22 protein-coding genes are annotated in these 23,377 nt (G+C 70.7%); 11 read left to right on the top strand and 11 right to left on the bottom strand.

Translation table 11 applies throughout. The annotated features are described in order from the left end of the window. Nucleotides 1-255: 255 nt before the first annotated feature. From LO763_RS03705 to LO763_RS03675, 7 genes are all read left to right on the top strand, one after another. Complete coding sequence (locus LO763_RS03705) at nucleotides 256-1,980, top strand: ABC transporter substrate-binding protein (protein ID WP_230600602.1); 1,725 nt, start codon at nucleotides 256-258, stop codon at nucleotides 1,978-1,980. A gap of 61 nt (nucleotides 1,981-2,041) precedes the next feature. Continuing rightward, nucleotides 2,042-3,037, top strand: a complete 996-nt coding sequence (locus LO763_RS03700; protein WP_230600601.1) for an ABC transporter permease — start codon at nucleotides 2,042-2,044, stop codon at nucleotides 3,035-3,037. Continuing rightward, complete coding sequence (locus LO763_RS03695) at nucleotides 3,034-3,915, top strand: ABC transporter permease (RefSeq protein ID WP_230600600.1); 882 nt, start codon at nucleotides 3,034-3,036, stop codon at nucleotides 3,913-3,915. The genes LO763_RS03700 and LO763_RS03695 overlap by 4 nt, the downstream gene beginning before the upstream one ends. A 2-nt stretch (nucleotides 3,916-3,917) precedes the next feature. Next, nucleotides 3,918-4,871, top strand: a complete 954-nt coding sequence (locus LO763_RS03690; protein WP_230600599.1) for an ABC transporter ATP-binding protein — start codon at nucleotides 3,918-3,920, stop codon at nucleotides 4,869-4,871. Nucleotide 4,872: 1 nt separating this feature from the next. Beyond that, nucleotides 4,873-5,760, top strand: a complete 888-nt coding sequence (locus LO763_RS03685; protein ID WP_230600598.1) for an ABC transporter ATP-binding protein — start codon at nucleotides 4,873-4,875, stop codon at nucleotides 5,758-5,760. 49 nt (nucleotides 5,761-5,809) lie between these two features. Beyond that, entirely contained in the window at nucleotides 5,810-6,847 is a 1,038-nt protein-coding gene (locus LO763_RS03680; protein ID WP_230600597.1) for a LacI family DNA-binding transcriptional regulator, read from the top strand. Between the two features lie 155 nt (nucleotides 6,848-7,002). Then, entirely contained in the window at nucleotides 7,003-8,409 is a 1,407-nt protein-coding gene (locus tag LO763_RS03675; RefSeq protein ID WP_230600596.1) for a cellulase family glycosylhydrolase, read from the top strand. 73 nt (nucleotides 8,410-8,482) lie between these two features. Here the strand turns inward: LO763_RS03675 and LO763_RS03670 are convergent, their stop codons facing one another. Then, on the bottom strand, nucleotides 8,483-8,686 hold the full coding sequence (locus tag LO763_RS03670; protein ID WP_230600595.1) for a hypothetical protein: 204 nt from the start codon (nucleotides 8,684-8,686) through the stop codon (nucleotides 8,483-8,485). Between the two features lie 252 nt (nucleotides 8,687-8,938). Here LO763_RS03670 and LO763_RS03665 point away from each other — a divergent pair, with 252 nt between their 5' ends. Further along, nucleotides 8,939-10,177, top strand: coding sequence for a transglutaminase domain-containing protein (locus tag LO763_RS03665; RefSeq protein ID WP_230600594.1), 1,239 nt, complete (start codon nucleotides 8,939-8,941; stop codon nucleotides 10,175-10,177). A gap of 541 nt (nucleotides 10,178-10,718) precedes the next feature. On the opposite strand, the gene LO763_RS03660 is transcribed toward LO763_RS03665, so the two are convergent. From LO763_RS03660 to LO763_RS03645, 4 genes are all read right to left on the bottom strand, one after another. After that, the gene (locus tag LO763_RS03660) at nucleotides 10,719-11,507 is read right to left on the bottom strand and encodes a phosphotransferase enzyme family protein (RefSeq protein WP_230600593.1); all 789 of its coding nucleotides are present in this window, start codon (nucleotides 11,505-11,507) and stop codon (nucleotides 10,719-10,721) included. Between the two features lie 31 nt (nucleotides 11,508-11,538). Then, nucleotides 11,539-12,675, bottom strand: coding sequence for a signal recognition particle-docking protein FtsY (gene ftsY, locus LO763_RS03655; RefSeq protein ID WP_230600592.1), 1,137 nt, complete (start codon nucleotides 12,673-12,675; stop codon nucleotides 11,539-11,541). Between the two features lie 186 nt (nucleotides 12,676-12,861). Next, nucleotides 12,862-16,446, bottom strand: coding sequence for a chromosome segregation protein SMC (gene smc / locus LO763_RS03650; protein ID WP_230600591.1), 3,585 nt, complete (start codon nucleotides 16,444-16,446; stop codon nucleotides 12,862-12,864). A 186-nt stretch (nucleotides 16,447-16,632) separates the two neighbouring features. Continuing rightward, complete coding sequence (locus LO763_RS03645) at nucleotides 16,633-16,821, bottom strand: hypothetical protein (protein ID WP_230600590.1); 189 nt, start codon at nucleotides 16,819-16,821, stop codon at nucleotides 16,633-16,635. Nucleotides 16,822-17,170: 349 nt separating this feature from the next. On the opposite strand from LO763_RS03645, the gene LO763_RS03640 reads away from it, so the two are divergent. From LO763_RS03640 to mutM, 3 genes are all read left to right on the top strand, one after another. Next, nucleotides 17,171-17,920: a CAP domain-containing protein gene (locus LO763_RS03640; RefSeq protein ID WP_230600589.1), complete on the top strand. Its 750-nt coding sequence runs from the start codon at nucleotides 17,171-17,173 to the stop codon at nucleotides 17,918-17,920. 182 nt (nucleotides 17,921-18,102) lie between these two features. After that, the gene (locus LO763_RS29555; protein ID WP_230600588.1) at nucleotides 18,103-18,744 is read left to right on the top strand and encodes a helix-turn-helix transcriptional regulator; all 642 of its coding nucleotides are present in this window, start codon (nucleotides 18,103-18,105) and stop codon (nucleotides 18,742-18,744) included. Nucleotides 18,745-18,775: 31 nt separating this feature from the next. Next, complete coding sequence (gene mutM / locus LO763_RS03630) at nucleotides 18,776-19,606, top strand: bifunctional DNA-formamidopyrimidine glycosylase/DNA-(apurinic or apyrimidinic site) lyase (protein WP_230600587.1); 831 nt, start codon at nucleotides 18,776-18,778, stop codon at nucleotides 19,604-19,606. A 160-nt stretch (nucleotides 19,607-19,766) separates the two neighbouring features. On the opposite strand, the gene rnc is transcribed toward mutM, so the two are convergent. The 6 genes from rnc to rsmD all read right to left on the bottom strand — a co-directional run bounded on the left by rnc (nucleotide 19,767) and on the right by rsmD (nucleotide 23,257). Continuing rightward, nucleotides 19,767-20,483 (bottom strand): ribonuclease III, encoded by a 717-nt coding sequence (gene rnc / locus LO763_RS03625; protein WP_230600586.1) that lies wholly within the window; start codon nucleotides 20,481-20,483, stop codon nucleotides 19,767-19,769. A gap of 12 nt (nucleotides 20,484-20,495) precedes the next feature. Further along, complete coding sequence (rpmF, locus tag LO763_RS03620; RefSeq protein ID WP_230600585.1) at nucleotides 20,496-20,669, bottom strand: 50S ribosomal protein L32; 174 nt, start codon at nucleotides 20,667-20,669, stop codon at nucleotides 20,496-20,498. A gap of 27 nt (nucleotides 20,670-20,696) precedes the next feature. Continuing rightward, nucleotides 20,697-21,269, bottom strand: coding sequence for a YceD family protein (locus tag LO763_RS03615; protein WP_230600584.1), 573 nt, complete (start codon nucleotides 21,267-21,269; stop codon nucleotides 20,697-20,699). A 367-nt stretch (nucleotides 21,270-21,636) separates the two neighbouring features. Further along, the gene (locus LO763_RS03610; RefSeq protein WP_369431914.1) at nucleotides 21,637-22,149 is read right to left on the bottom strand and encodes a hypothetical protein; all 513 of its coding nucleotides are present in this window, start codon (nucleotides 22,147-22,149) and stop codon (nucleotides 21,637-21,639) included. A gap of 62 nt (nucleotides 22,150-22,211) precedes the next feature. Beyond that, nucleotides 22,212-22,703, bottom strand: a complete 492-nt coding sequence (coaD, locus tag LO763_RS03605; protein WP_230600582.1) for a pantetheine-phosphate adenylyltransferase — start codon at nucleotides 22,701-22,703, stop codon at nucleotides 22,212-22,214. Continuing rightward, nucleotides 22,700-23,257 carry a 16S rRNA (guanine(966)-N(2))-methyltransferase RsmD gene (gene rsmD, locus LO763_RS03600; RefSeq protein WP_230600581.1) on the bottom strand — a complete coding sequence of 186 codons (558 nt, stop codon included), beginning with the start codon at nucleotides 23,255-23,257 and terminating at the stop codon, nucleotides 22,700-22,702. Before rsmD ends, coaD begins: the two co-directional genes overlap by 4 nt. Nucleotides 23,258-23,377: the final 120 nt, after the last annotated feature.

Below are 23,377 nucleotides of genomic sequence, written 5' to 3'. Positions count from 1 at the left end.
TCCATGGGACCCACACGACCAAGAGGTGTCGACCCTTCGAAAAGATTCGAGAAATCTCGATATTTGAGAAAAACATTTGAATTCGGGAACAGAACGTGGATGTTTCACGCTCTCCACTTGACAACCGCAGGTGCGCATGATTCAGTGCCATCACTGACCCGGTTAAGGTGCGATCGGTCACAACGTCAACCCCGTCACCGCGGCGGCGTCCGAGCCGGGTCTCGCCAATCCCTCCATCCGAAAGCGGAGCAGAAGATGATAAGACGGCGAACGATCTTCACCCTCGCCGCCGGCACCGCCGTCGCGGCCACCGCCACGGCTTGCAGCGACGACGGCAGCAGCAGTGAGGACCCCTCGGAACTCTCGATGAACGAGTTCCCGCGCAACGAGACCCTCTACTCCACCGGGACCGCCTGGGGACCGCCGGCGGACTGGAACACCGTCACGCCCGGCGAGGTCACCGGCCTCAACGGGCTCGGCTACGAGACCCTCTTCCTGTTCGACCCGCTGACCACCGAGCTCACCCCGTGGCTCGCCGAGTCCGGCGAGTGGACCGAGGAGCTCGTCTACACGCTCAAACTCCGCGACGGCATCAAGTGGTCCGACGGCGAGCAGCTGACCTCCGAGGACGTCAAGTACACCGCCGAGCTCGGCCAGATCGAGGCGGTTCCCTACGCCAACATCTGGGGCTGGCTCTCCTCGGTGGAGGCCCCCGACGACCTCACCGTGGTGTTCACCTTCACCGAGGCCCGCCACCAGGAGTGGAACAACTTCCTGTGGGCCGAGCAGATCGTGCCCCAGCACGTGCTCTCGAAGCTGTCCGAGGAGGAGCTCCTCACCGGCTCGAACGAGAACCCCGTGGTCTCCGGCCCCTACACCGTCCACAGCTACGACCAGGACCGGCTCGCGTGGGTCAAGCGCGACGACTGGTGGGCCACCGAGGCGCTCGGCCTCGAGGTCAAGCCGCGGTTCATCGTCGACATCGTCAACACCTCCAACGAGGTCACCCTCAACCTCATGGCGCAGGGCGAGCTCGACATCTCGAACAACTTCCTGCCGGGCATCCAGGACCTCATCGCGTCCAACCCCGACCTGAGCACGTACTACCCCGAGGCGCCGTACATGCTCTCGGCGAACACCGCGATGCTCATCCCCAACACCACGATCGAGCCGCTCGACGACCCCGAGTTCCGCCGCGCCATGGCCTTCGCCATCGACTCGGCGAAGATCGTCGACTCGGTGTACTCCGGTCTCGTGGCCGCCTCCAACCCCACCGGGCTGCTGCCGATCTGGGACAAGTACCTGGACCAGGCCGTCATCGGCGAGGTCGGGTTCAGCTTCGACGCGAACGAGGCCAAGTCGATCCTCGCCGCCGCCGGGTACGAGGACGCCGACGGCGACGGCTTCGTCGAGACCAAGGGCGGCGACCCGATCGAGTTCAAGCTCAACGTCCCGACCGGCTGGACCGACTGGGAGGAGGCCGCGCGCAGCATGGCCGCCGACCTGCGCGCCGCCGGCATCAACGTCACCGAGGAGTTCCTCGACGCCGGCGCCGTCGACGACGCCCGCACCACCGGCGACTTCCAGCTGATGCTCAACAACTGGAGCGGCACCAGCCACACGCCCTGGACCCACTACCGGTACCTGTTCCAGCTCCCGGTCCTCGACAACCAGTCCACGGCGAACTTCTCCCGCTGGACCAACGAGGAGGCCTGGGCCCTCACCGAGGAGCTCGCTGCCACCGCCGCCGAGGACCCGCGCTACCAGGAGATCCTCTCCGAGCTCCAGCGCCACTCGCTGGTGGACATGCCGGCCATCCCGATCTGGTACAACGGCGCCTGGTCGCAGGTGAACAACACCGTCTGGACCAACTGGCCCTCCGACGCCGAGGGCACTCCGGACGTGTTCCCGTCCATGTGGAACAGCCTGTGGAACATGGGCGCGATCTACATGCTGACCGAGCTCAAGCTCGCCGAGTAAGTAGGCCGGCGGGGCACGGGCCCGATCGCGGCCCGGCCCCGCCCCGACCCCAGGAGTCCACATGGGCCGATACTTCAGGCGCAAACTGCTCATCTACGGCCTGACCTTCATCATCGCCGTCTCGATCAACTTCGCGGTCCCCCGCCTCATGCCCGGCGACCCGGTGGCGCGGATGCTCACCCGCAACTCGGTCGCCAACCTCGAGTCCTCCGAGGCCATGCGCGGGTACTTCAACGACCTCTTCGGGCTCGACGTGCCGCTCTGGAAGCAGTACCTCAACTACTGGGCGGCCCTGTTCCAGGGCGACCTGGGCGTCAGCGTCTTCGCCTTCCCCGCCCCGGTGTCCTCGGTGGTGGCCGACGCCCTGCCGTACACGCTGGCGCTGCTGCTGCCCTCGATCCTCCTCAGCTGGGTCGTCGGCAACGCCCTGGGCGCCATGGCCGCCCGCAACAAGCTGCTCGACAACGGCGCCCTGCCGATCGGGTACGTCCTCACCGCGGTGCCCTACATGTGGCTGGCGATCCTGCTCGCCTGGGTCGGCGGCATCCTCCTCGGCTGGTTCCCGGTCGCCGGCGGCTACAGCTTCGCGCTCACCCCGGCCTTCACCTGGACCTTCATCGCGGACCTCTTCCACCACTGGTTCCTGCCGTTCCTCTCGCTCTTCGTGGTCGCCCTCGGCGGCTGGGCGATCGGCATGCGCAACCTGGTGATCTACGAGCTGGAGTCCGACTACTCGAACTACCTCCAGGCGCTCGGCGCCCCGAACCGGCTGGTCCGGCGCTACGCCTTCCGCAACGCGGTCCTGCCCCAGATCACCGGGTTGGCGCTCCAACTGGGCGTGGTGGTCGGCGGGGCCCTGGTCACCGAGGTCGTGTTCGCCTACCCGGGCCTGGGCAGCCTCCTGCTCAACGCCATCAACAACCAGGACTTCTTCCTGCTCCAGGGCATCCTGCTGTTCATCGTGATCGGCGTGCTCGTGTTCAACTTCCTGGCCGACGTCGTGTACGTCCTGGTCGACCCCCGCACCCGCCTCGGACTCGAAGGAGGCCAGTCATGAGCGCCGAAGTCGTACTCCAGACCGAGCCGGTCGGACGGCGCAACGAGCACCTGTACTTCGCGCTGCGCAACCCCAAGGTCGTCATCGGCCTGGTGGTCGTGCTCGCGCTGCTCCTGCTCGGCCTTATCGGGCCGTTCTTCCTGTCCGACTCCCCCAACGAGTACGTCGGCCCCAAGTCCGAGGCGCCCTCGGGCGAGTACTGGTTCGGCACCACCTACTTCGGGCAGGACGTGTTCACGCAGTTCGTCCACGGGCTCCGCTCGTCCTACCTGGTCGGCGCGCTCGGCGGCGGCATCGCCTTCGTCATCGGCCTGACCATCGGCTTCACCGCCGGCTACCGGGGCGGCATGGTCGACGAGGTCCTCAACATGATCACCAACGTGGTCCTGGTGCTCCCCGCGCTGGCCGTCCTCATCGTCATCAGCTCCTACCTGGAGGTGCGCGGCGTGGTGAGCCAGGCGGTCATCATCGGCGTCTTCTCCTGGCCGTGGGTGGCCAGGGCGGTCCGGGCGCAGACGTTCACGCTGCGCAACCGCGACTACGTGGACCTCGCGCGCCTCACCGGCAAGCGGTCCCCGCAGATCATCATGCGCGAGATCATGCCGAACATGGCCTCCTACCTGCTCATGTCGATGATCCTGCTCTTCGGCGGCGCGATCCTGTTCGCCGCCATGCTCGACTTCATCGGCCTGGGCCCGTCCAACGCCGTCTCGCTCGGCACGATGATGCAGCAGTCGATGGCGTGGAGCTCGCTCCACTTGGGAATGTGGTGGTGGTTCATCCCGCCCGGCCTGGCGATCACCCTGATCGTCGGGGCCCTGTACATCACCAACGTCGGCCTCGACGAGGTCTTCAACCCGAAACTGAGGGAGATGTAGCCATGGCCTTGGAAGTGGAGGGCCTGAAGGTCCACTACCGCACCGTCAAGGGCGACGTGCGCGCTCTCGACGGGGTGTCCTTCTCGCTCGAGGACGGCGAGATCGTCGGCCTCGCCGGGGAGTCCGGCTGCGGGAAGACCACCCTCGGCAAGAGCCTCATCCGGCTCGACGGGCGGATGCGGCACATGGGCGGCACGGCCGTGCTCGACGGCACCGAGCTGCCCATCGGCGACGACCGCGCGATGAACGCCCACCGGTGGAAGGAGGTGTCGATCATCCCGCAGTACTCGATGAGCGCCCTCAACCCCACCCGCAAGATCGGGAAGATGACCGCCGAGCTGCTGCGCTCGCGGGGCAAGTCGTACCGCGAGCTCAAGGACGAGCTGGTCCGGCGCCTCGAACTGGTCGGCCTCTCCGAGAAGGTGCTCGACAACTACCCGATCGAGCTGTCGGGCGGCATGAAGCAGCGCGTGGTCATGGTGCTGTCGACCCTGCTGGACCCGAGCCTGCTCATCGCCGACGAGGTCACCTCCGCGCTCGACGTCACCAACCAGAAGGCGGTGGCCGAGACGCTGGTCCGGTTCCGCGACATGGGGTTCGTCAAGTCGATGATCGTGGTCACCCACGACCTGTCGCTGGTGTACCAGATCGCCGACACCATCATGGTCATGTACGCCGGGCAGATCGTCGAGAAGGCCTCGGCCGAGACGATCATCAAGTCCCCCAAGCACCCGTACACGAAGGCGCTCATCGGGGCGCTGCCCGAGGTCGGGCTCGAGTACGGCGACGAGCGGCTCAAGAGCATCCCCGGCAAGCCCCCGCACCTGCTCAACCCGCCGACGGGCTGCCGGTTCCGCGACCGGTGCCCGCTCGCGTCCGAGGAGTGCGAAACCGAACCCCCGAAGGTGGCCGTCGAAGCGGGCCACGAGGTCTCGTGCTGGAAGGCGGTGGACTGAGATGCTCGAACTCAGGAACGTGTGGAAGTCCTACCGGGTCGGGGCGCTCGGCTCCAAGCGCCTGACGGCGGTCCGGGACGTCAGCATCGACATCGCCCCCGGCGAGGTCCTCTCGGTCGTCGGCGAGTCCGGCAGCGGGAAGACCACGATCGGGAAGATGGTCCTCCAGCTGACCTCCGTCACGCGCGGGTCGATCCTGCTGGACGGGGCCGACGTCACGGCGCGAGGCCACGCCCAGCGCAAGGCGTACTACCGGAAGGTGCAGGGGGTCTTCCAGGACCCGTTCAGCAGCTACAACCCGATCTTCAAGGCCGACAGGATCTTCGAGACCGTCCGCGAGTCCTACTTCCCCGAGGTCAAGCGCGCCGCGTGGAACGCGCGCGTCGAGGAGGTGCTCCAGGGGGTGCGGCTCGACCCGGGCTCGGTGCTGAACAAGTACCCGCACCAGCTCAGCGGCGGGCAGCTCCAGCGGATGCTCATCGCCCGCGCGCTGCTGCTGGACATCCAGGTGCTGGTGGCCGACGAGATCATCAGCATGCTGGACGCCTCGACCCGGATCGACGTGCTCAACCTGCTGGGCGAGTTGAAGGAGCGCGGCCTGGGCGTGCTGTTCATCACGCACGACCTGTCGCTGGCGAACTACATCAGCGAGCGGGTCGTCATCATGCGCCACGGCGCGGTGGTGGAGACGGGTCTGACCGGCAAGGTGTTCACCGACCCGCAGCACCCATACTCGCGAAACCTGCTGGCGTCGGTGCCGCAGCTGCACCGAAAATGGTCGGACAGTGAGACGGAGCCGGAGGAGCTGGAGCCGGACGGCGACAGGGAGGTCCCCCCGCCGCCGTTGACGGAGGTCACCGAGCACCATTGGGTCGCGGCCCGCTCCTGAGCCGTGCCCCTGGCCCCCCCGGGGCGTCGCACCACACCGAGGAGGCCCCATGGCCAGGCGCGTCACCATCGCCGACATCGCCGCTGCGGCGGGCGTGTCGAAGGGCGCGGTCTCGTACGCGCTCAACGGCAGGCCCGGCGTCTCCGAGTCGACCAGGGCGAAGATCCTGGCGATCGCGGGCGAGATGGGCTTCGTGCCCAACCGGGCGGCCCGGTCGCTGTCGGTCTCCTCGGCGCAGGCGGTGGGCATCGCGCTGCGCCGCACCGCGCGCACCCTGGGGATCGAGCCCTACTTCATGGAGCTCATCAGCGGCATCGAGGCGACGCTCTCGGCGGGGTCGTTCGGCCTGACCCTCCAGGTGGTCGACACCGTCGAGGAGGAGCTGGAGGTGTACCGGCGCTGGTGGGCCGAGCGGCGGGTCGACGGGGTCTTCCTGTGCGACATCGGCGTCGGCGACCAGCGGCTCGACTTCGTGGCGGACCTGGGCCTGCCGGCCGTGGCCGTCGGGGGGCCTGTGGAGGGGGCGCGCCTCCCGGCGGTCTGGCACGACGACGCCGAGCCGTGCCGGGAGATCATGGAGTACCTGTACGCGCTGGGGCACCGGCGGGTCGCCCGCGTCGCCGGACTCTCCCGCCTGCTGCACACCACGATCCGCGACGCCGCCTACGCGGAGACCACCGCCGTGCTCGACTTCGAGTCCATGACGACCCTCCACAGCGACTACACCGGCGAGGAGGGCGCGCGGATCACGCGCCGCCTGCTCAGCTCCGCCAAGCGCCCCACGGCGATCATCTACGACAACGACGTGATGGCGGTGGCGGGCCTGGGCGTCGCCCACGAGCTCGGCCTCGACGTGCCCGAGCAGCTGTCCATCGTGGCCTGGGACGACTCGCCGCTGTGCCGCCTGACGCATCCCGCGCTCACGTCGCTGACCCGCGACATCACGGCGTACGGCTCCAACTGCGCCGAGGTGCTGCTGACGCTCATCGGGGCGGAGGCGCCGAGCACCGAGGCCCGAACTTTCTCGGTTCAGTGCCGTCCGGCCCAGCTGTCCCCGCGGGGCTCGACCGGACCGGCCTTCGCGTAGGCCTACGGAAGCGCTTGACAACGCTCTCACAGGGTTTTCCACCTGCCCGGAAGGCCAAAATCACCGCCATGTCTTGAACCATTTCGATATTTATGCTTGTCTATCTGAAGATCGGGATTAACCGATTCACCTTCACAGAGAAGATGGGTATCGACATGGAAAACGGCACCACCGACGCCGCCCCGGCACGGCGTCGTCGGATGCGCAGGTGGCTCATGGCGGCCACCGCGGCACTGGCGATGGCCGTGGCGGGCGTCTGGCAGCTCGCCCCCGCCGGCGCGCAGCAGGGCGGCTTCTCGATCGACGGCACGCAGCTCATCGACGCGAACGGCAACCCGTTCATCATGCGCGGCACCTCCCACGCCGACGTCTGGTACCAGGGCGAGTTCGCCAGCTACGGCGAGATCAGCGACCTGGGGGCCAACACCGTCCGCGTCGTGCTCGGCTCGGGCCAGCGCGGCTGGGGCACCTCCTCGGCCGACCGCGTCGCGGACATCATCGACGAGTGCAAGGCGCACCAACTCATCTGCATGCTCGAGGTCCACGACACCACCGGCTACGGCGAGCAGAGCGGCGCGGCGACCCTCGCGCAGGCGGTCGACTACTGGCAGAGCATCCAGAGCGTCCTGGAGGGCCAGGAGGCGTACGTCCTCATCAACATCGGCAACGAGCCGTGGGGCAACCAGAACGCCTCCGGCTGGACCGCCGCCACCACCGACGCCATCCAGGAGATGCGCAGCTCGGGCTTCGACCACACCCTCGTGGTCGACGCGCCGAACTGGGGCCAGGACTGGGAGGGCATCATGCGCTCCAACGCCCCCGCGGTCGCCGCGGCCGACAGCCAGGGCAACACCCTCTTCTCGGTGCACATGTACGAGGTCTACGGCTCCGCGCAGACCGTCGTGGACTACTTCGACGCGTTCGAGGACATGAACCTGCCGCTCATCGTGGGCGAGTACGGCTACCTGCACAACGGCCAGCCGGTCGCGTGGGAGACCGTCCAGTCCGAGGCGAACGCCCGCGGCATCGGCTGGCTGGCGTGGTCCTACTCGGGCAACGGCAGCGGCGTCGAGTACCTCGACCAGGTGACCGGCTTCGACCCGAACCAGCTGACCAGCTGGGGCGAGCAGGTCTTCGACAGCCAGTACGGCATCGGGAACACCGCCGAGCGCGCGAGCATCTTCGGCGACGACCCCGGCCCGACCACCGAGGAGCCGACCACGGAGGAACCCACCACGGACGGGCCGACCGAGGAGCCCGGCGAGGGCGACTGCACGGCGACGATCAGCGTGGCCAACGACTGGGGCTCGGGCTGGCAGGGCAACGTGACGGTGACCGCCGCAGGCGAAGCGCTGGACGGCTGGCGGCTCACCTGGACCTGGCCCGGCTCGACCCGGATCACCAGCAGCTGGAACGCGACCGTGACCTCCTCGGGCGCGGGCGTGACGGCCGTCGACGTGGGCTGGAACGGGTCGGTCGCCGGCGGCCAGTCCCGCGAGGTCTTCGGGTTCATCGCCTCGACCCCGGCCACGGCTCCGACCGTGACCTGCGAGGCGGTCTAGTACCTGCTGAGGGGCAGTGAAGGCGGAGGCCGCCGGACCTTTCGGTCCGGCGGCCTCCGTCGCTCGCGGCCTCTCAGCCGTTCTTGGTGGGGAGCTGGAACTTGCCGACCCCGCCCTTCGGCATCTGCGAGCGGACGTTCGACTTCTTGTCGCCGATCGCCTGGTGACCGGACTTGCCGGTCTTCTTGCCGCGGGCCAGGGCCCGACGCTGCTCGCGGTTGAGCGGCTCGGCGCCCTCGGCGTCGTCCTGCTGCGGTTCGGGAGCTTCGGCGGTCATACGGATCCCCTTCTCGGGTAGAGCGTGAAGAGACGTGAGCGCGAAACGGAGCCGTGGCTCGACGTCTCATGGCTGTGCTTGTCGAAAGCTGCACTCAGTCGTATTGGCCGGGCCCGGCGCTCGACGGCCGGTCGAGTACGGAAGCGGGGCGGCCGAATCTCTTCTAAAGGATCATGCCGCCCACTCTAGCGTCCGCGGGGCCGCGGCACAACGGGGTTTGCGGCGCGTTCGGAGATGACTAACCTCATACCCATGGCCCGAACCCCGCAGCTCGCGCGCGTGCGCACCGTCGCGCAGGACGCCATGCGCGGCGCCCGGTGGTGGACGCTCCTGGACCTGGAGCGGACGCTGCGCGCCGACACCGAGTTCTGGCGGGACCTGTGGGCGCCCTCGCTGTCGATCGCCGCGCACAAGGTCGGGCTCGCGGGCGCGCGGGCGCGGCTCGACGAGGCGATCGCGGCGGGCTTCCACCAGACGGACCTGTTCGAGCCGGAGCTGACGGCGGCGTTCGGGAGGGACCCGGACTGGGCGCAGGTGCTCGAGCGGGCGCGGGCGAACGTGCCGGCGCCGCCGCTGCGGCTCACCGCGTGGCCCGAGCCCGGCCCGGCCGCGCCCCTGCGGCTCGACCGCGCCGAGCCCCACCGCGAGCCGCAGCTGCTGTCCCGGCTGCCGCGTCCCGCCGCGGGGGCGTGGCAGACCGCCAGGGAGCTGCTCGCCTGGACCTCGGCCCTGTGGCGGCACGCGAACGCCCGCATCAACGCGGGGGACGCGGTGGACGTGCTGGAGCAGGTCGCGAACGGCGCGCGGTACTCGTGCGTGGAGTACGCGATCGTGCTGGCGCAGGGGCTCAACGCCCTGCGGATCCCGGCGCGGCGGGTGTCGCTGCGCCGCGGGGACTACCACGACGGCGTGGGCCAGGGGCACGCCGCGGCGGAGGCGTGGATCGACGACCTGGACCGGTGGGTCCTGCTCGACGGCCAGCACGGGGCCTACTGGGTCGACGAGGAGGGTCGGGCCCTGGGGCTGCCGGAGCTCCAGGCGCGCGGGCGGCCCGCGAGACCGGTCCACGTGGGGCCGAGGGCGGGCATCCAGGACCCGGCCCTGTGGTCGGCGTACTTCGCGCACGCGTCGGTCAGCGGGGCCGCGTGGGCGCCGGAGGGGTACGTGCCGGTGTTCCAGGACGGGCAGGTGCTGCCGACCGAGCGGCTGCTGCGGGAGGCCGGGGGCGCCTACCCGCGGCTGTCGGACCTCGGGGTGGCGGTGGCGGCCCTGGACGGGGAGGCGGCGGTGCGGATCAGCCCGGCGCACCCGTACGCGGTGGGCGGGGTGTGGAACGGCGAGGCGATCGAGGCGGGCCCGGGCCCGCACGCGGCGGAGCGGCGCTTCACGCGGGCGCTCGACCGCGCCCCGGGCGAGCACCGGGCCGAGCTCGCGGCGCTGACGCCCTACGGGCCCTTGACGGCCCGGGAGCTGCGCTGGACCGCGGCGTGAGGGCCGGCGCATGAGAACCCGCCACATGCGAGCCGCGGGAGGTGCGATTCCGTCGGACCCGGCGGGAACGGTGGGTGCTATGACACCCACCCAGGGCGGGTGGAGGGCGCGCCGCCGCGACCACCACCGCCACCGGCCGCACCGGCGGCCGGGCACCTCGGCGGGCCGAAGGCGCGAGACCGTCATCGGCCGGCTCGGCGGCACCGCCACTCTGGGCGGGTGGAGGGCGCGTTCCCGCCCCGCTCCGGGGCGGATTCGCCGCGGAGCGCCTCGGCGACGACTTAATATTGACGTTTTACTATGTATTGACAGGCAAACGTTAGCACGGTAAATTTGCTGCAATTCCCTCAAATCCATCGTGCGACCAAGCCCGGCGCCCCTCCTGGAAGCACGTCTCCACCGAAGCTCGGCGGAGGCGGTCGCATCCTCCTTTGGGAGCGCTCCAGCGAACGAAGACCCTCGGCTCCCGGCTCGTCGGTGGGTCTTCGTTCTTTTGGGCCCCAAGGACATACGTGTCCGCCACATCGGCGGGCGCCGTCGGTCAGCGGAGCGCCTCGTCCAGGATGTACCGCTCGGCGTCGAGCAGGCGCAGGTCCCGCGCCGGGCGGCGCAGGTGTCCCTTCTCGACGATCCGCTCGAACGCCGGGTCCCCCGCCTGCGCCATGCGCCGGATGCCCTCGATGTGGTCCACGATGCGCTTGCGGATCACCTTGATGAACCGCTGGCGGTCGCGGTCGGAGAGCCCGTAGGCGTCGGCGAACATGCGCAGTCGCCGCGCCCGGTCGGGCTTCTTCCAGCCCAGGGTGATCGAGTCCCGGTCGGTGAAGATCGGCACCCAGGTCCAGGCCGCGTACGCCACGTCGTAGATCCGCGCCCCGGGGCTCGCCAGGTCGAAGTCGATGAGCGACAGCGTCCCGTCGGGCCGCCAGACCACGTTGTGCGGCGCGGCGTCGTGGTGGCAGATGACCTCGGTGTCCGGCGGCGGCGGCCCGAAGGACCGCCAGGTCGCGCCCGGCGGCGGCCGGAAGCCGTACTGCGCGTCGTGGTACATGCGCAGCATCTTCGCCACCGCGCTCATGGTCTCGTCGGTGGTCCAGTGCGGCGCCAGCGGGTACTTCCCGGGCTCGCCCTCGACGAAGGAGAGCACCTCCCGGGCGTGCTCGTCGATGCCGAACACCCGCGGCGCGCCCGTGAACCCGGCGCCGTCGAGGTGCCGCAGGAGCGCGTGCACCGCCGGCGTCCACGGTCCCGTGTTCCGGCGGACCGTGTCCCCCAGCCGGATGACCGTGCTCGTGTTGCCGCCGATCAGCGGAATCTCGTCTTGGCTCACCGGTCCCCGCTGTGCCCGTTCCGTATCAGTTTCAGCTCTCGGCGCCGTCGACGATCGCGTCGACGAACGCTCCGACCTCGAACGGGGCCAGGTCGTCCGGGCCTTCTCCGAGTCCGACCAGCTTAACCGGTACCCCCAACTGCCGTTGTACCGCGATCACGATCCCGCCCTTGGCGCTGCCGTCGAGCTTGGTGAGCACGATGCCGGTGACCTGGACGACCTCGCCGAACACCTTCGCCTGCTGGAGGCCGTTCTGCCCGGTGGTGGCGTCGAGCACCAGCAGCGTCTCGGCCACCGGGCCCTGCTTCTCGACGACCCGCTTGACCTTGCCGAGCTCGTCCATCAGCCCGGCCTTGTTCTGGAGGCGGCCCGCGGTGTCCACGAGGACGACGTCGGCGCCCTCGTCGGCACCGGCCTTGACCGCGTCGAAGGCCACGGAGGCGGGGTCGGCGCCCTCGCCGCGGCGCACGACCCTGGCCCCCACGCGGGCGCCCCAGGTCTCCAGCTGCTCGGCGGCGGCGGCGCGGAACGTGTCGGCCGCGCCCATGATCACGGTCTTGTCCTCGGCGATGAGCACGCGGGCGACGCGGCCGCAGGTCGTGGTCTTGCCCGAGCCGTTGACGCCGACCATGAGGATCACGGCCGGGCCCTCGCCCGAGGGTGAGGCGGTGGCGATGGAGCGGTCGAGGCCGGGGTCGAGGACGGCGCTGAGCTCGGCCTTGAGCAGGCTGCGCAGCTCCTCGGGGTCGCGGGTGCCGAGGACCTTGACGCGCTCGCGCAGGCGCTCGACGACCGCGGTCGTGTCGGCCATGCCCACGTCCGCGGTCAGGAGGGTCTCCTCGACCTCGTCCCACACGTCGTCGTCGAGCCTGTCGCTCGCCAGCAGCGCGAGGAGGCCCTTGCCGAGGGCGTTGTTGGAGCGGGCGAGGCGCGAGCGCAGACGCACCAGCCGGCCCGCGACGGGCTCGGGCGTCTCGATCGCCGGGGCGGCGGGGGCGGCCGGCTCGGCGATCTTCGGCTCGCCCTGCTTCGGGGCCTCCACCTGCGGCTCCTCGGTCGGCGCCTCCACGGGAGCCGACTTCGAGCGGCTCCGCACGGCGACCACGACGCCGACGACGAGGGCGATCGCGACGACGGCGGCGACCACCCAGATCCACAGGTTGTCCACGGCGAGTCCTCCAACAGCGGTTGTTCGTCTGCACGCAGGCAAGAGCGCACGCAAACACTGTACTGGGGCCGGTTCGGTCCGTTTCGCGGGAGAACTTCCGGCTCATGACCTGCGTGACATCGGCGGGGTTCGCCGTCTGCGCGCACGCGGGCGCGCGCGGGTCCGCCACCGGCCGGGCGGGCGCCCTCAGTCCTCCTCGCGGGAGAACTTCTGGCTGATGACCTGCGTGACGCCCGAGCGCATCGTGACGCCGTAGAGGGCGTCGCCGATCTCCATGGTGCGCTTCTGGTGGGTGATGATGAGCAGCTGCGAGTTCTCCTGGAGCTGGCGCAGCAGGTCGAGGAGGCGGCCGAGGTTCACGTCGTCGAGCGCCGCCTCGACCTCGTCCATCAGGTAGAACGGGCTGGGGCGGGCGCGGAAGATCGCGCACAGCAGCGCCAGCGCGGTCAGGGACCGCTCGCCGCCCGACAGGAGCGAGAGCCGCTTGACCTTCTTGCCGGGCGGGCGGGCCTCGACCTCGACGCCGGTGGTGAGCAGGTCCTCGGGGTCGGTCAGCAGGATGCGGCCCTCGCCGCCGGGGAAGACGGTCTGGAAGACGTGCTCGAACTCGCGGGCGGTGTCGGCGAAGGCCTCGGCGAAGACCTGCTGGATGCGGTCGTCGACCTCCTTGACGACCGTGTGGAGGTCGGCGCGGGTCTTCTTGACGTCCTCGAGCTGCTCGTTGAGGAACTTGTAGCGCTCCTCGAGCGCCGCGAACTCCTCGAGCGCGAGCGGGTTGACCTTGCCGAGGAGCTTGAGCTCGCGCTCACCGCGGGCGGCGCGCTTCTCCATGAGGGCGCGGTCGAAGTCGTGCGGGGCCGGTTCGGGCCGCCCCTGCTCGGCCGCGGCGGCGATCTCGTCGGCGCCGGGCGGCACGGGCCGGTCGGGGCCGTACTCGGCCAGGAGCGTCTCGATGTCGACGCCGAACTCGTCGCCGGCCTTCTCCTCGAGCTGCTCGATGCGCAGGCGCTGCTCGGCGCGGGCGACCTCGTCGCGGTGGGCGGCGGAGGTGATGCGCTCGAGCTCGGCGGCGGTGGCCCCGGTGCGGGTGCGGAGTTCGGCGAGGGCGGCCTCGCGGCGGGACTGCTCGGCGCTGACGCGGTCGCGTTCGATCGCGGCGGCCTCGAGGGAGTCGGTGAGCTGGACCCCGGCCTCGGAGGCGGCCTCGGCGACGAGCCCGGCGACGGCGGCGCCGCGGGCGCGGGCGGCCCGGCGGGCCTCGGCGCGGGCGCGGGAGGCGCGTTCGGACTGGGCCTGGCGGGCCAGGGCGTCGGCGCGTCCGGCGAGGGCGGAGGCGCGCTCCTCGGCGGTGCGGACGGCGAGGCGGGTCTCCATCTCGTTCTGGCGGGCGGCGTCGAGCTCGCGGGCGAGGACGTCGCGCTCGTCGGTGGAGGGCTCCTCGATCTCGGGGAGGGACTCGAGCTCCTCGAGCCGCTCCTCGAGGTCTTCGATGCCGGCGGTGTCGCTCTCGCGGGCGGTCTGGGCGCGGTCGCGGGCCTGGGCGAGGCGGGCGACCTCGGCTTCGGCGCTGCGGGCGGCGGCGCCGAGTTCGGCGAGGCGGCGCTGGACGACGCCCTGGGCGGCCTCGGCCTGGCGCCTGGCGGCGCGGACCTGCTCGGCGGCGGCCTCGGCCTCGGCGTGGGCCTCGCGGGCGGCGGCGAGCTGCTCGCCGAGCTGCGCGGCGAGGGACTCGGCGGCGATCTTGCGGTCGCGGGCCTCGTCGACGGCCGCCTGGATCTCGATGTAGGACTGGCCCTTGGCGGACCCGCCGTGGGCGGTGGCCGCGCCGAGGACGTCGCCCTCGCGGGTGACGGCGGTGAGCCCGGGGTGGGCGGCGAGGAGCGCGCGGGCGTCGTCGAGGTCGTCGGCGACGACCATGCCGGCGAGGACGGCGCGGACGGTCCCGGCCAGTTCGGCGGGGGCCGCGACGGTGTCGGCGACGGCCCTGCGGCCGGGCGGGACGTCGACGTGCGGGGCGGCGGGGCCGTACGCGTAGAGGAAGCCCGCCTGTCCCCCGTCCTCGTCGCGCAGGAGCCGGAGGGCGCGGGCGGCGCTGTCGGGGCCGGTGACGGCGACGGCGTCGGCGAGGCGGCCGAGGGCGGCGGCCAGGACGGGCTCGTAGCCGGGTTCCACGGTGAGGAGGGCGGCGACGCTGCCGAGGACCTCGTCCGGGGCGAGGGGGGCGCCGTCGGCGTCGCCGGGGCGCGCGTCGGCGACGCGGGCGAGGAGGGTGGCGGCGCCGTCCTTGCGTCGCAGGCCCACGGCGAGGGCCTCTTCGCGGGCGGCCCACTGGGAGGCCTCGCGGTCGGCCTCGCGCTCGGCGGCCTGGAGCCGGTCGGCCTCGGCCTTGGCGGCGGCGACGCGGGCCTTGGCCTCGGCGAGGGCCTCGTCGAACTCGGTGCCGGTGTCGACCGCCTCGCCTTCGGCCTCGGCTTCGGCGACGGCCTCGGCGGCGGCCTCGGCGCGCTCCCTGGCCTCGGCGAGCGCGACGGTGGCACGTTCGAGCTCCTCGGCCGCGGCGGCGGTGCGGGTCCGGAGGGCGTCGACGCGGCCGCGCAGGGTCGCGAGGGCCTCGCGGCGCTCGGCGGCGGCCTTGACGCCGGCGACGATGCGCTGCTCGGCGTCGGCGAGGGCCGCCTCGGTCTCCGCGCGGGCCTCGGCGGCCGAGGCGAGGCGCTCGGAGTCCTCCGCGATGGACTCGCGCAGCTCGATCTCCTGCTCGCGGATGCGCTGGGCCTCGGTCTCCAGGACCTCGGGGTCGCGTCCGGCGCGGTCCTCCTGCTCCTCGGAGAGGTAGCGGCGGCGCTCGGCGGCGAGCTGGGCGGTGGAGCGCAGGCGCTCGGCGACGGCCTGGAGGCGGTACCAGGTCTCCTGGAGGCGGGCCAGGCGCGGCTTGTCGGCCGCGTGGGCGGCCTCGAACTCGGCGGTCTGGGCGGCGAGGCGCTCGTGCTCCTCGGCGAGGACGGCCTTGCGCTCGTTCAGGGCCTCCTCGTCGGCGAGGTCCTTGGCGATGTTGCCGCGCAGGGAGGTGAGGTCGTCGGCGAGCAGGCGCAGGCGGGCCTCGCGCAGGTCCATCTGGATGGTCTGGGCGCGGCGGGCGAGCTCGGCCTGGCGGCCGAGGGGCTTGAGCTGGCGGCGCAGCTCGCCGGTGAGATCGGCGAGGCGGTCGAGGTTGCCCTGCATGCCCTCGAGCTTGCGGAGGGCCTTCTCCTTGCGCTTGCGGTGCTTGAGGACGCCCGCGGCCTCCTCGATGAAGGCGCGGCGGTCCTCGGGGCGGGCGTGGAGGTAGGAGTCGAGCTTGCCCTGGCCGACGAGGACGTGCATCTCGCGGCCGATGCCGGCGTCGGAGAGGAGGTCCTGGACGTCGAGGAGGCGGCAGCGGTCGCCGTTGATCTCGTACTCGCCCTCGCCGGAGCGGAACATGCGGCGGGTGATCGAGACCTCGGAGTAGTCGATGGGGATGGCGCCGTCGGAGTTGTCGATGGTGAGGGTGACCTCGGCGCGGCCGAGCGCGGGGCGACCGGTGGTGCCGGCGAAGATGACGTCCTCCATCTTGCCGCCGCGCAGGGACTTCGCGCCCTGCTCGCCGAGGACCCAGGCGATGGCGTCGACGACGTTGGACTTGCCGGAGCCGTTGGGCCCGACCACGCAGGTGATCCCCGGTTCGAAGCGCAGGGTCGTGGCCGAGGCGAAGGACTTGAATCCCTTCAGCGTGAGGCTCTTGAGGTACAACGGTCGCTCCGGGCGGGTGCGTCGGCGTGGTTCGGGACCGTCCCAGCCTACAAGGCCGGTGTGACCGAACCCGGCAGGTCAAAGCCCCGGGACGGGCCCGGCGCCCGCGTTCGGGGCCCAGACATGACGATGCGCGCCGGCTGTTGGCAGCAGGCGCGCGCGTGTTCCGTTGTCGCGAGTGACGGTTTAAGTCAACGCGGGCTCGTGCAGCCGCATCAGCTCCTCGACCTGATCGTGTTCGATCTCGGCCTCCCGTGCCCGGAGCTCGGCGAGCTCGGTCTCCAGGTTGCGTACTCGCGCACGTAGCTGGACCACTTCCTCGAGCAGGCGCTTGTTGGGAGCCTGGCCGATGTGGCCGTAGAGGGCTTTCGCCATGGTTTCTCCTTGCGATCACGTCGTCTGGTGGCGTTGGCGTACGCACCATGAAAAACGTCGCATTTCGGTGAGTGAATTTGTTAGCCGCCGGGGCCGATTGCCCCTTGACGGACCAGTGGAGCACGGCTCGTGAACACTGGCCGTCTCTCAACATCATCCGCCTGATCGGCGGTCTTCGTCAAGCTTTGCACATGCTTTGCCCTCCTGATTCGACGGGGGTCACACCTGTGGGGGGTGCGTCGCACCGATCGCGGCGGATCGAGCCGTGCAAATCCCGCCCGAACCTGGTAGGGTCCGCGGAAAATACGAACATTCCACACGTAACCCCACGTGACGAGGCCGTACCCCCATGCGAAGACTCCAGGGCGGGCGCCACCGCGACCCCGCCGAGAGCCGGCGCCGGATCCTCCTGTCGATCCTGGTGACCTTCGGCCTCGCGACCGCCGCGACCTCACTGTGGGCGCTCGACTCGCCACTCGACGGCGACGCCGCCTCCACTGAGGGCGCACCCGAGACCGAGTCCGCCGCGGCGGCCCCGACCGCGCAGGCCCTCCCCGAGCTGCTGCTCGACGAGGCCGCGATCCAGCCGCAGGAGGCCGAGGAGGCCCCGACCACCGAGGCCGCCGAGGAGACCACGGAGGCGGCCGAGGAGGACGACGACGGCGGCGGGGACACCGGCGGCAGCGGCGGCGGCGACTCGGGGGGCGGCTCCGGCGACTCGGAGCACGCCGACGCCGAGTCGGCCGTGCTCGACCTCGTCAACGACTACCGCGCCGACAACGGCTGCGGCTCCCTCGACCGCGACGGGCGGCTCGACGCCGCCGCGCTGCTCCACGCCGAGGACATGGCCGTCAACGACTACTTCAGCCACACCTCGCAGGACGGGCGCAGCCCCACCGACCGCGCGAACGAGCAGGGCTACGACGGCGGCGTCGGCGAGAACATCGCCTACGGCTACCCCGACGCCGAGGCCGTCATGGAGGGCTGGATGAACTCCGAGGGCCACCGGGCCAACATCCTGAACTGCGGCTACAGCGTCATAGGCGTCGGCGCGTACGACAGGGACGGCACCATCTACTGGGTGCAGAACTTCGGCTGAGACGGCGCCGCCGCCGGGCCCGGTCCTTCAGGGGCCCGCATTATCGCAGGTAGGCGCCGCCCATACCTCTTACTGTCGTCCATCCGACTCAACGCTGGACTGAATGATTACCAACGGTCATGCTGGGGTGGCCGCCTGAACGGGCGCGCATCTGGGGAGGCGCGAAAAACCTGAAGGATGAGGTGCCAACCGTGCGTGTCATGCTGTACGACCCGAATCAGGTCTTCTCCGCCAGCATTCGGCCCCTGCTCCACCGACGCGGTGACATCCCGATCGAGGCGAGGAGCGCGAGGGCGCTCGTGTCCGCGGACGCGCAGATCGACTGCTGCCTCGTCGCGCTCGAGGCGGTCTCCCGCAACCGGGTCCTGACCGACTGCAAACGCCCCGTCTTCCTCATCACCGACCGCGACGACGGCTCGGTGCTGCGCAAGGCCGTCTCCGTCTCCGCCGCCGGGATAGCCAACACCCACATCATGCCCGGCGAGCTGCTGCACGCCATCGACCGCGGCCTCGCCAGCCCCCCGTACTACGATCCGCAGCTGCTGCGGGCGGCGCTCCAACCGGCGCCGCTCCTGGGCGACGACGACGCGCTCGAGCTCGCGCACCACCTGACGCCGCGCGAGGACGACGTGCTGCGCCGCATCGTGCGCGGCGAGCCGACCAGCCACATGGCCGACCAGATGGGCGTCTCGGTCTCCACGGTCCGCTCCCACGTGCAGAACGTGCTCGGCAAGCTCGGCGTGAACTCGCGGCTCGCGGCGATCGCCTTCGCGATCAACTACGGCATCGACACGGTCAGGGAGAAGCACCCGCAGCTGAGCTAGGGGGCGGCCGGGCCCGGGGCATACTTGAAACGTGCCAGAGCTACCCGAAGTCGAAACGGTCCGCCGCGGGGTCGACGCGGCCTTCCGCGGCGGACAGATCAGCGCCGTCGAGGTCTACAACCCGCGGACCGTGCGCCGCCACGTCCCCGGCATCGCCGATTTCCAGCGGAGCCTCGCGGGGCTCCGGATCACCGGTTCGGGGCGCCGGGGCAAGTTCATGTGGCTCGGCCTCGACGACGGCCGCGCGCTCATCTGCCACCTGGGGATGAGCGGCCAGCTGCACGTCGTCACCGACGGGCGCGAGGCCCACAGGCACCTGCGGGGGCGGATGCGCTTCACCGACGCGCGCGAGCTGTGGTTCATCGACCAGCGGACCTTCGGGTACTGGGAGCTGGCCGACCTGGACGGGGCGGTCCCCAAGACCATGGGGCACATCGCCCCGGACGTGTTCGAGCCCGAGTTCGACGCGGAGCTGAGCGCGACGCGGCTGCTGCGGCGGCGCATCGAGGTGAAGAAGGCGCTGCTGGACCAGGGCTGGATCAGCGGGGTCGGGAACATCTACGCCGACGAGGCGCTGTGGCGCTCGCGCCTGCGGGGGCGGCGCAGCGGCGACTCGCTGTCGCGGCGCAAGGCCCTGGAGCTGCTGGGGCACGTCAGGGACGTGCTGACCGAGTCGCTCGCGGTGGGCGGGACGTCCTTCGACGAGCTGTACGTGGACGCGAGGGGCGAGGCCGGGTACTTCGCGAGGGAGCTGGCGGTCTACGGACGGGCGGGCCAGCCGTGCCGTCGCTGCGGGACCGCGATCGCGCGCGAGGTCATCGGCGACCGCTCGGCCCACTACTGCCCCAAGTGCCAGCGATAGCCTTACCCGGTGACGGTCGCAGCCATAGGGACCGTTCCAAGGCGAATCTGACAAGGCTGGTGAGGAGCCAGTACATCAGCGGAGCGTACTTGCGACGAGTCCAGCCGCAGCTCAGATTTGTTCTGGGGCGGTCCTGCCGGGCCACGGCGGACCGCCACCATCACCGCTGCTTGACGCCCAGTCGTTCGGATAGGACGGTCCAGGCGAGCTTGGCGGCGATCTGCTCGGCGTCCTTCTTGGAGCCGCCGGAGCCCTCGCCGAACTCCTCGCCGGCCACCACGGCCCAGGCCGTGAACTCCTTGGCGTGGTCGGGCCCGGACTCGGTGATCCGGTACTCGGGCACCCCCAGGCCGGAGTCGGCCGTCAGCTCCTGGAGGCTGGTCTTCCAGTCCAAGGCCGCGCCCTGCCCGGCGGCGGCCTCCATGAGCGAGTCGAAGAACGAGTGCACCACCCGCTTGGCGATCTCCACCCCGTACTGGAGGTAGACGGCGCCGAGCAGCGCCTCGACCGCGTCGGCCAGGATCGAGTTCTTGCCGCGTCCGCCCGAGGTCTCCTCGCCCTTGCCGAGCAGGAGGTGCGGGCCGATGCCGCCCGCGCCCATGCGGCGCGCCACGCCGGCCAGCGCCTTCATGTTCACCACCGACGCGCGCAGGCGCGCGAGCTGCCCCTCGGGCAGGTCCGGGTGGTTGCGGTAGAGCGCGGTGGTGATCACCAGGCTGAGCACGGAGTCCCCGAGGAACTCCAGGCGCTCGTTGGTGGGCAGTCCGCCGTGCTCGTACGCGTACGACCGGTGGGTCAGGGCGAGACGCAGCAGTTCGGGGTCGATATCCCTGACCCCGAACACCGCTTCGAAATGTTGTACAGCCTTGTCGCCCATGAGCGGGAGGGCTCAGACCTCGAGGACCTGGCGGCCCTTGTACGTGCCGCACACCTCGCAGACCTGGTGGCCGCGCTTCTTGGCGTGGCACTGCGGGCACTCGACCAGCTGGATCGGCGCAGCCTTCCACTGCGACCGACGGTGCCGGGTGTTGCTGCGCGACATACGACGCTTCGGAACAGCCACTTCAGAACTCCATACCTATACGCTGTGCTATTTCGATTCGCCATCGGTGTCGGCGAGCCGAAGCTTCTCCAAGCCCGCCCAACGGGGGTCCACGGCCTCGTGGCCGTGGTCGTCGGGCAGTTCGTCCCAGGGGACGCCGCATTCGGCGCACAACCCCGGGCAGTCAGGTCGGCACAGCGGAGTGACCGGCATGGCCAGCACCAGCGCGTCCCGAACCGCGGGCTCCAGATCGAGCAGGTCCCCCTCGAGCCGCATGATCTCATCGGCGTCGGTGGTCGCTTCGGTGACGGAGCCTTCATAAGCGTACAGCTCCTGCACCTGGACCCTGAGGGTGTCCCGCACGGGTGCGAGGCACCTCGCACACTCGCCCTCGGCGACGGCCTCGACCTCGCCGTCGACGAGGACGCCCTCGCTGACCGCGGTCAGCCGGACGTCGAGGTCGACGGTCGACGACTTGGGGACGGCGTACACGCCTTCGAGACCGAACGCCTCGGGCGCGGGGACGCCGCGCTCGATGTGCATGGTCGTGCCCGAGCTGCGCCCCAGCTCCGCGGTGTCGAACACCAGCGGCGCGGCGGGATCCAGAGCGGCTTTCGTCATGGGTGTACTGCGGTCCTCACGTCAGGGAGATGCGCCTCGATCGAGGCCGACCGACAATGTTACATCAGCGGAGGCGGCGGCTCCAACCCAGGTGGGAGCCGGGGCGGGGCCGCCGGATGCGGCGGCGCGACACGGCGGCGGCGATGTGATTCCGGCTATAGCGAGGGGGGAACCGGGCCGGAATCGTCGGTCGCGGATGCGATGTTGGCGGGGAGGACCACTTCCCCACCCTGGGTGGGTGGATACGCCACGGCCGGACCCGCGCCCCTCGTTGGAGCTGCGACCGGGCCCATGCTCCCTCCGCTAAAGCTGCGACTGGACCCACGCTCCCTCCGCTAAAGCTGCGACTGGACCCACGCTCCCTCCGCTAAAGCTGCGGGAGTGGCTTCTCCTCCTCCATCTGCTCCTGCTGCGCGGGCGCGAAGGTGCCGATCTCCCGGAGGGTGTGCATCTTGTCGCGTCCGCGCTCGACGCCCGACAGGGCCCGGTGCAGGAACTGCTCGAAGTTCGCGAGCGTGGTGTCCACGTACTCGTCCACCTCGTCGCGCAGGCGCTGGGCCTCGCCGCGGGCCTCCGCGATGATGCGGTTGCCCTCGTGCTCGGCCGACACGGTGATCTCGTGCCGCGAGACCAGGCGCGCGTGCTCGGTCTCGCCCTCGGTGATGATGCGCTCGGCCTCGCGTTCGCCGGCGTCGATGATCTTGTCGCGCTCCTGGAGCATGGCCTCCGCGCGGCGCAGGTCGCCGGGGAGTTCGTTCTGGAGCTCTTCGAGCATGGCGATCATCTCGGCCCGGTCCACTTTGCAGGCGCGGGACATGGGCACGGCCTTGGCCTGCTCCACGTAGGCGATGATCTCTTCGATCCGGTCGAGCGCACCCACCGATTTGCTCCCGTCGATGTCAGTCATGGGGACATTGTCCCGGATGAGGGTTGAAAACGTGGCTAATCCTGCCCCAATCGCTCAACCAGTCGTGATTGGACGATTTCCGGCGCATAGGGCGAGATGTCGCCGCCCCATTTCGCCACGTCCTTGACCATCGAGGACGAAAGGAAGGAGTACTGGGGGTTGGTCGGGATGAACACCGTCTCGACGCCTCCCAACCCGTAGTTCATCTGTGCCATCTGCAGTTCGTAGTCGAAGTCCGAGACCGCGCGGACGCCTTTGACGAGTACTCCGGCGCCGTGCCGCCGACAGAAGTCGACGACCAGGCCCTGGGAGGACGCTATTCGCACATTGGGCATGTCCTTGGTGGTCTCGCTGAGGAGTTCCACTCGTTCCTCGACGCTGAACAGCGGGTTCTTGGAGGCGTTGTGGAAGACCGCGACCCATACCTCATCGTACAGCTGGGCGGCGCGTCCGAGGATGTCGAGATGACCGTACGTCACCGGATCGAACGACCCGGGGCAGACGGCGATTCGGGCTTCAGGTTTCACAGGGCGTGACCGTAGCAAAGGGCCGTGGTGCCGTAGCGGCGGACGCGGTCTTCTGCGATCTGGTCGGGCCACGGCACGGCCGCGTCCCTGCCGCCGCGCTCGACCACGACGTCGGCGTCCGCGGCGAGCCAGCCGTGCGCGACCAGGGACTCGAGGAGGTCGGCGATCCCGGCGTCGGTGACCGCGTACGGCGGGTCGGCGAAGACGATGTCGAAGGGCAGGGCCGGCTCGTTCTGGAGGACCTTCTCGACGGGGGCGCAGATCACTTCGGCGCCGGTGACGCCGAGATCGGCGATGTTGCGGCGCAGGAGCTTCGCGGTCTGCGCGTGGGACTCGACGAACAGGGCGGCCGAGGCGCCCCGGGAGAGCGCCTCCAGTCCGACCGCTCCGGAGCCGGCGTAGAGGTCGGCGAAGCGGAGGCCGTCGAGGTCGCCGCCGGGCGCGAGCGAGTTGAACAGGGCTTCGCGGACCCGGTCCGACGTGGGCCGGGTGCGGTCCCCCGGCGGCGTGGCGAGGCGGCGGCCCTTGAGGCTGCCGGCGATGATCCTAGTCATTTGGCACTACTGTAATCCGCGCCCGCCGCGGCCGGGACGGCTCACGGGCGGCCTCGCGGGCCGCCGCCGCGCGGGGCCGGTCATCGGCCCCGGCGCCGAGCCCGGCGGCCCGGTCCGTGG

Origin of the sequence: Glycomyces amatae (genome assembly GCF_020991375.1) — a bacterium.
GTDB classification, from domain to species: Bacteria; Actinomycetota; Actinomycetes; order Mycobacteriales; family Micromonosporaceae; genus Glycomyces; species Glycomyces amatae.
Note: the sequence above shows the minus strand (reverse complement) of the source record. Positions and strands in the feature narration are given on the sequence as shown.

What these genes read in the sequence shown, in the direction of transcription:
- LO763_RS03705 (WP_230600602.1), top strand. Translation starts at nt 256, where the DNA reads ATGATAAGACGGCGAACGATCTTCACCCTCGCCGCCGGCACCGCCGTC.
- LO763_RS03700 (WP_230600601.1), top strand. Translation starts at nt 2,042, where the DNA reads ATGGGCCGATACTTCAGGCGCAAACTGCTCATCTACGGCCTGACCTTC.
- LO763_RS03695 (WP_230600600.1), top strand. Translation starts at nt 3,034, where the DNA reads ATGAGCGCCGAAGTCGTACTCCAGACCGAGCCGGTCGGACGGCGCAAC.
- LO763_RS03690 (WP_230600599.1), top strand. Translation starts at nt 3,918, where the DNA reads ATGGCCTTGGAAGTGGAGGGCCTGAAGGTCCACTACCGCACCGTCAAG.
- LO763_RS03685 (WP_230600598.1), top strand. Translation starts at nt 4,873, where the DNA reads ATGCTCGAACTCAGGAACGTGTGGAAGTCCTACCGGGTCGGGGCGCTC.
- LO763_RS03680 (WP_230600597.1), top strand. Translation starts at nt 5,810, where the DNA reads ATGGCCAGGCGCGTCACCATCGCCGACATCGCCGCTGCGGCGGGCGTG.
- LO763_RS03675 (WP_230600596.1), top strand. Translation starts at nt 7,003, where the DNA reads ATGGAAAACGGCACCACCGACGCCGCCCCGGCACGGCGTCGTCGGATG.
- LO763_RS03670 (WP_230600595.1), bottom strand. Translation starts at nt 8,686, where the DNA reads ATGACCGCCGAAGCTCCCGAACCGCAGCAGGACGACGCCGAGGGCGCC.
- LO763_RS03665 (WP_230600594.1), top strand. Translation starts at nt 8,939, where the DNA reads ATGGCCCGAACCCCGCAGCTCGCGCGCGTGCGCACCGTCGCGCAGGAC.
- LO763_RS03645 (WP_230600590.1), bottom strand. Translation starts at nt 16,821, where the DNA reads ATGGCGAAAGCCCTCTACGGCCACATCGGCCAGGCTCCCAACAAGCGC.
- LO763_RS03640 (WP_230600589.1), top strand. Translation starts at nt 17,171, where the DNA reads ATGCGAAGACTCCAGGGCGGGCGCCACCGCGACCCCGCCGAGAGCCGG.
- rnc (WP_230600586.1), bottom strand. Translation starts at nt 20,483, where the DNA reads ATGGGCGACAAGGCTGTACAACATTTCGAAGCGGTGTTCGGGGTCAGG.
- LO763_RS03615 (WP_230600584.1), bottom strand. Translation starts at nt 21,269, where the DNA reads ATGACGAAAGCCGCTCTGGATCCCGCCGCGCCGCTGGTGTTCGACACC.
- rsmD (WP_230600581.1), bottom strand. Translation starts at nt 23,257, where the DNA reads ATGACTAGGATCATCGCCGGCAGCCTCAAGGGCCGCCGCCTCGCCACG.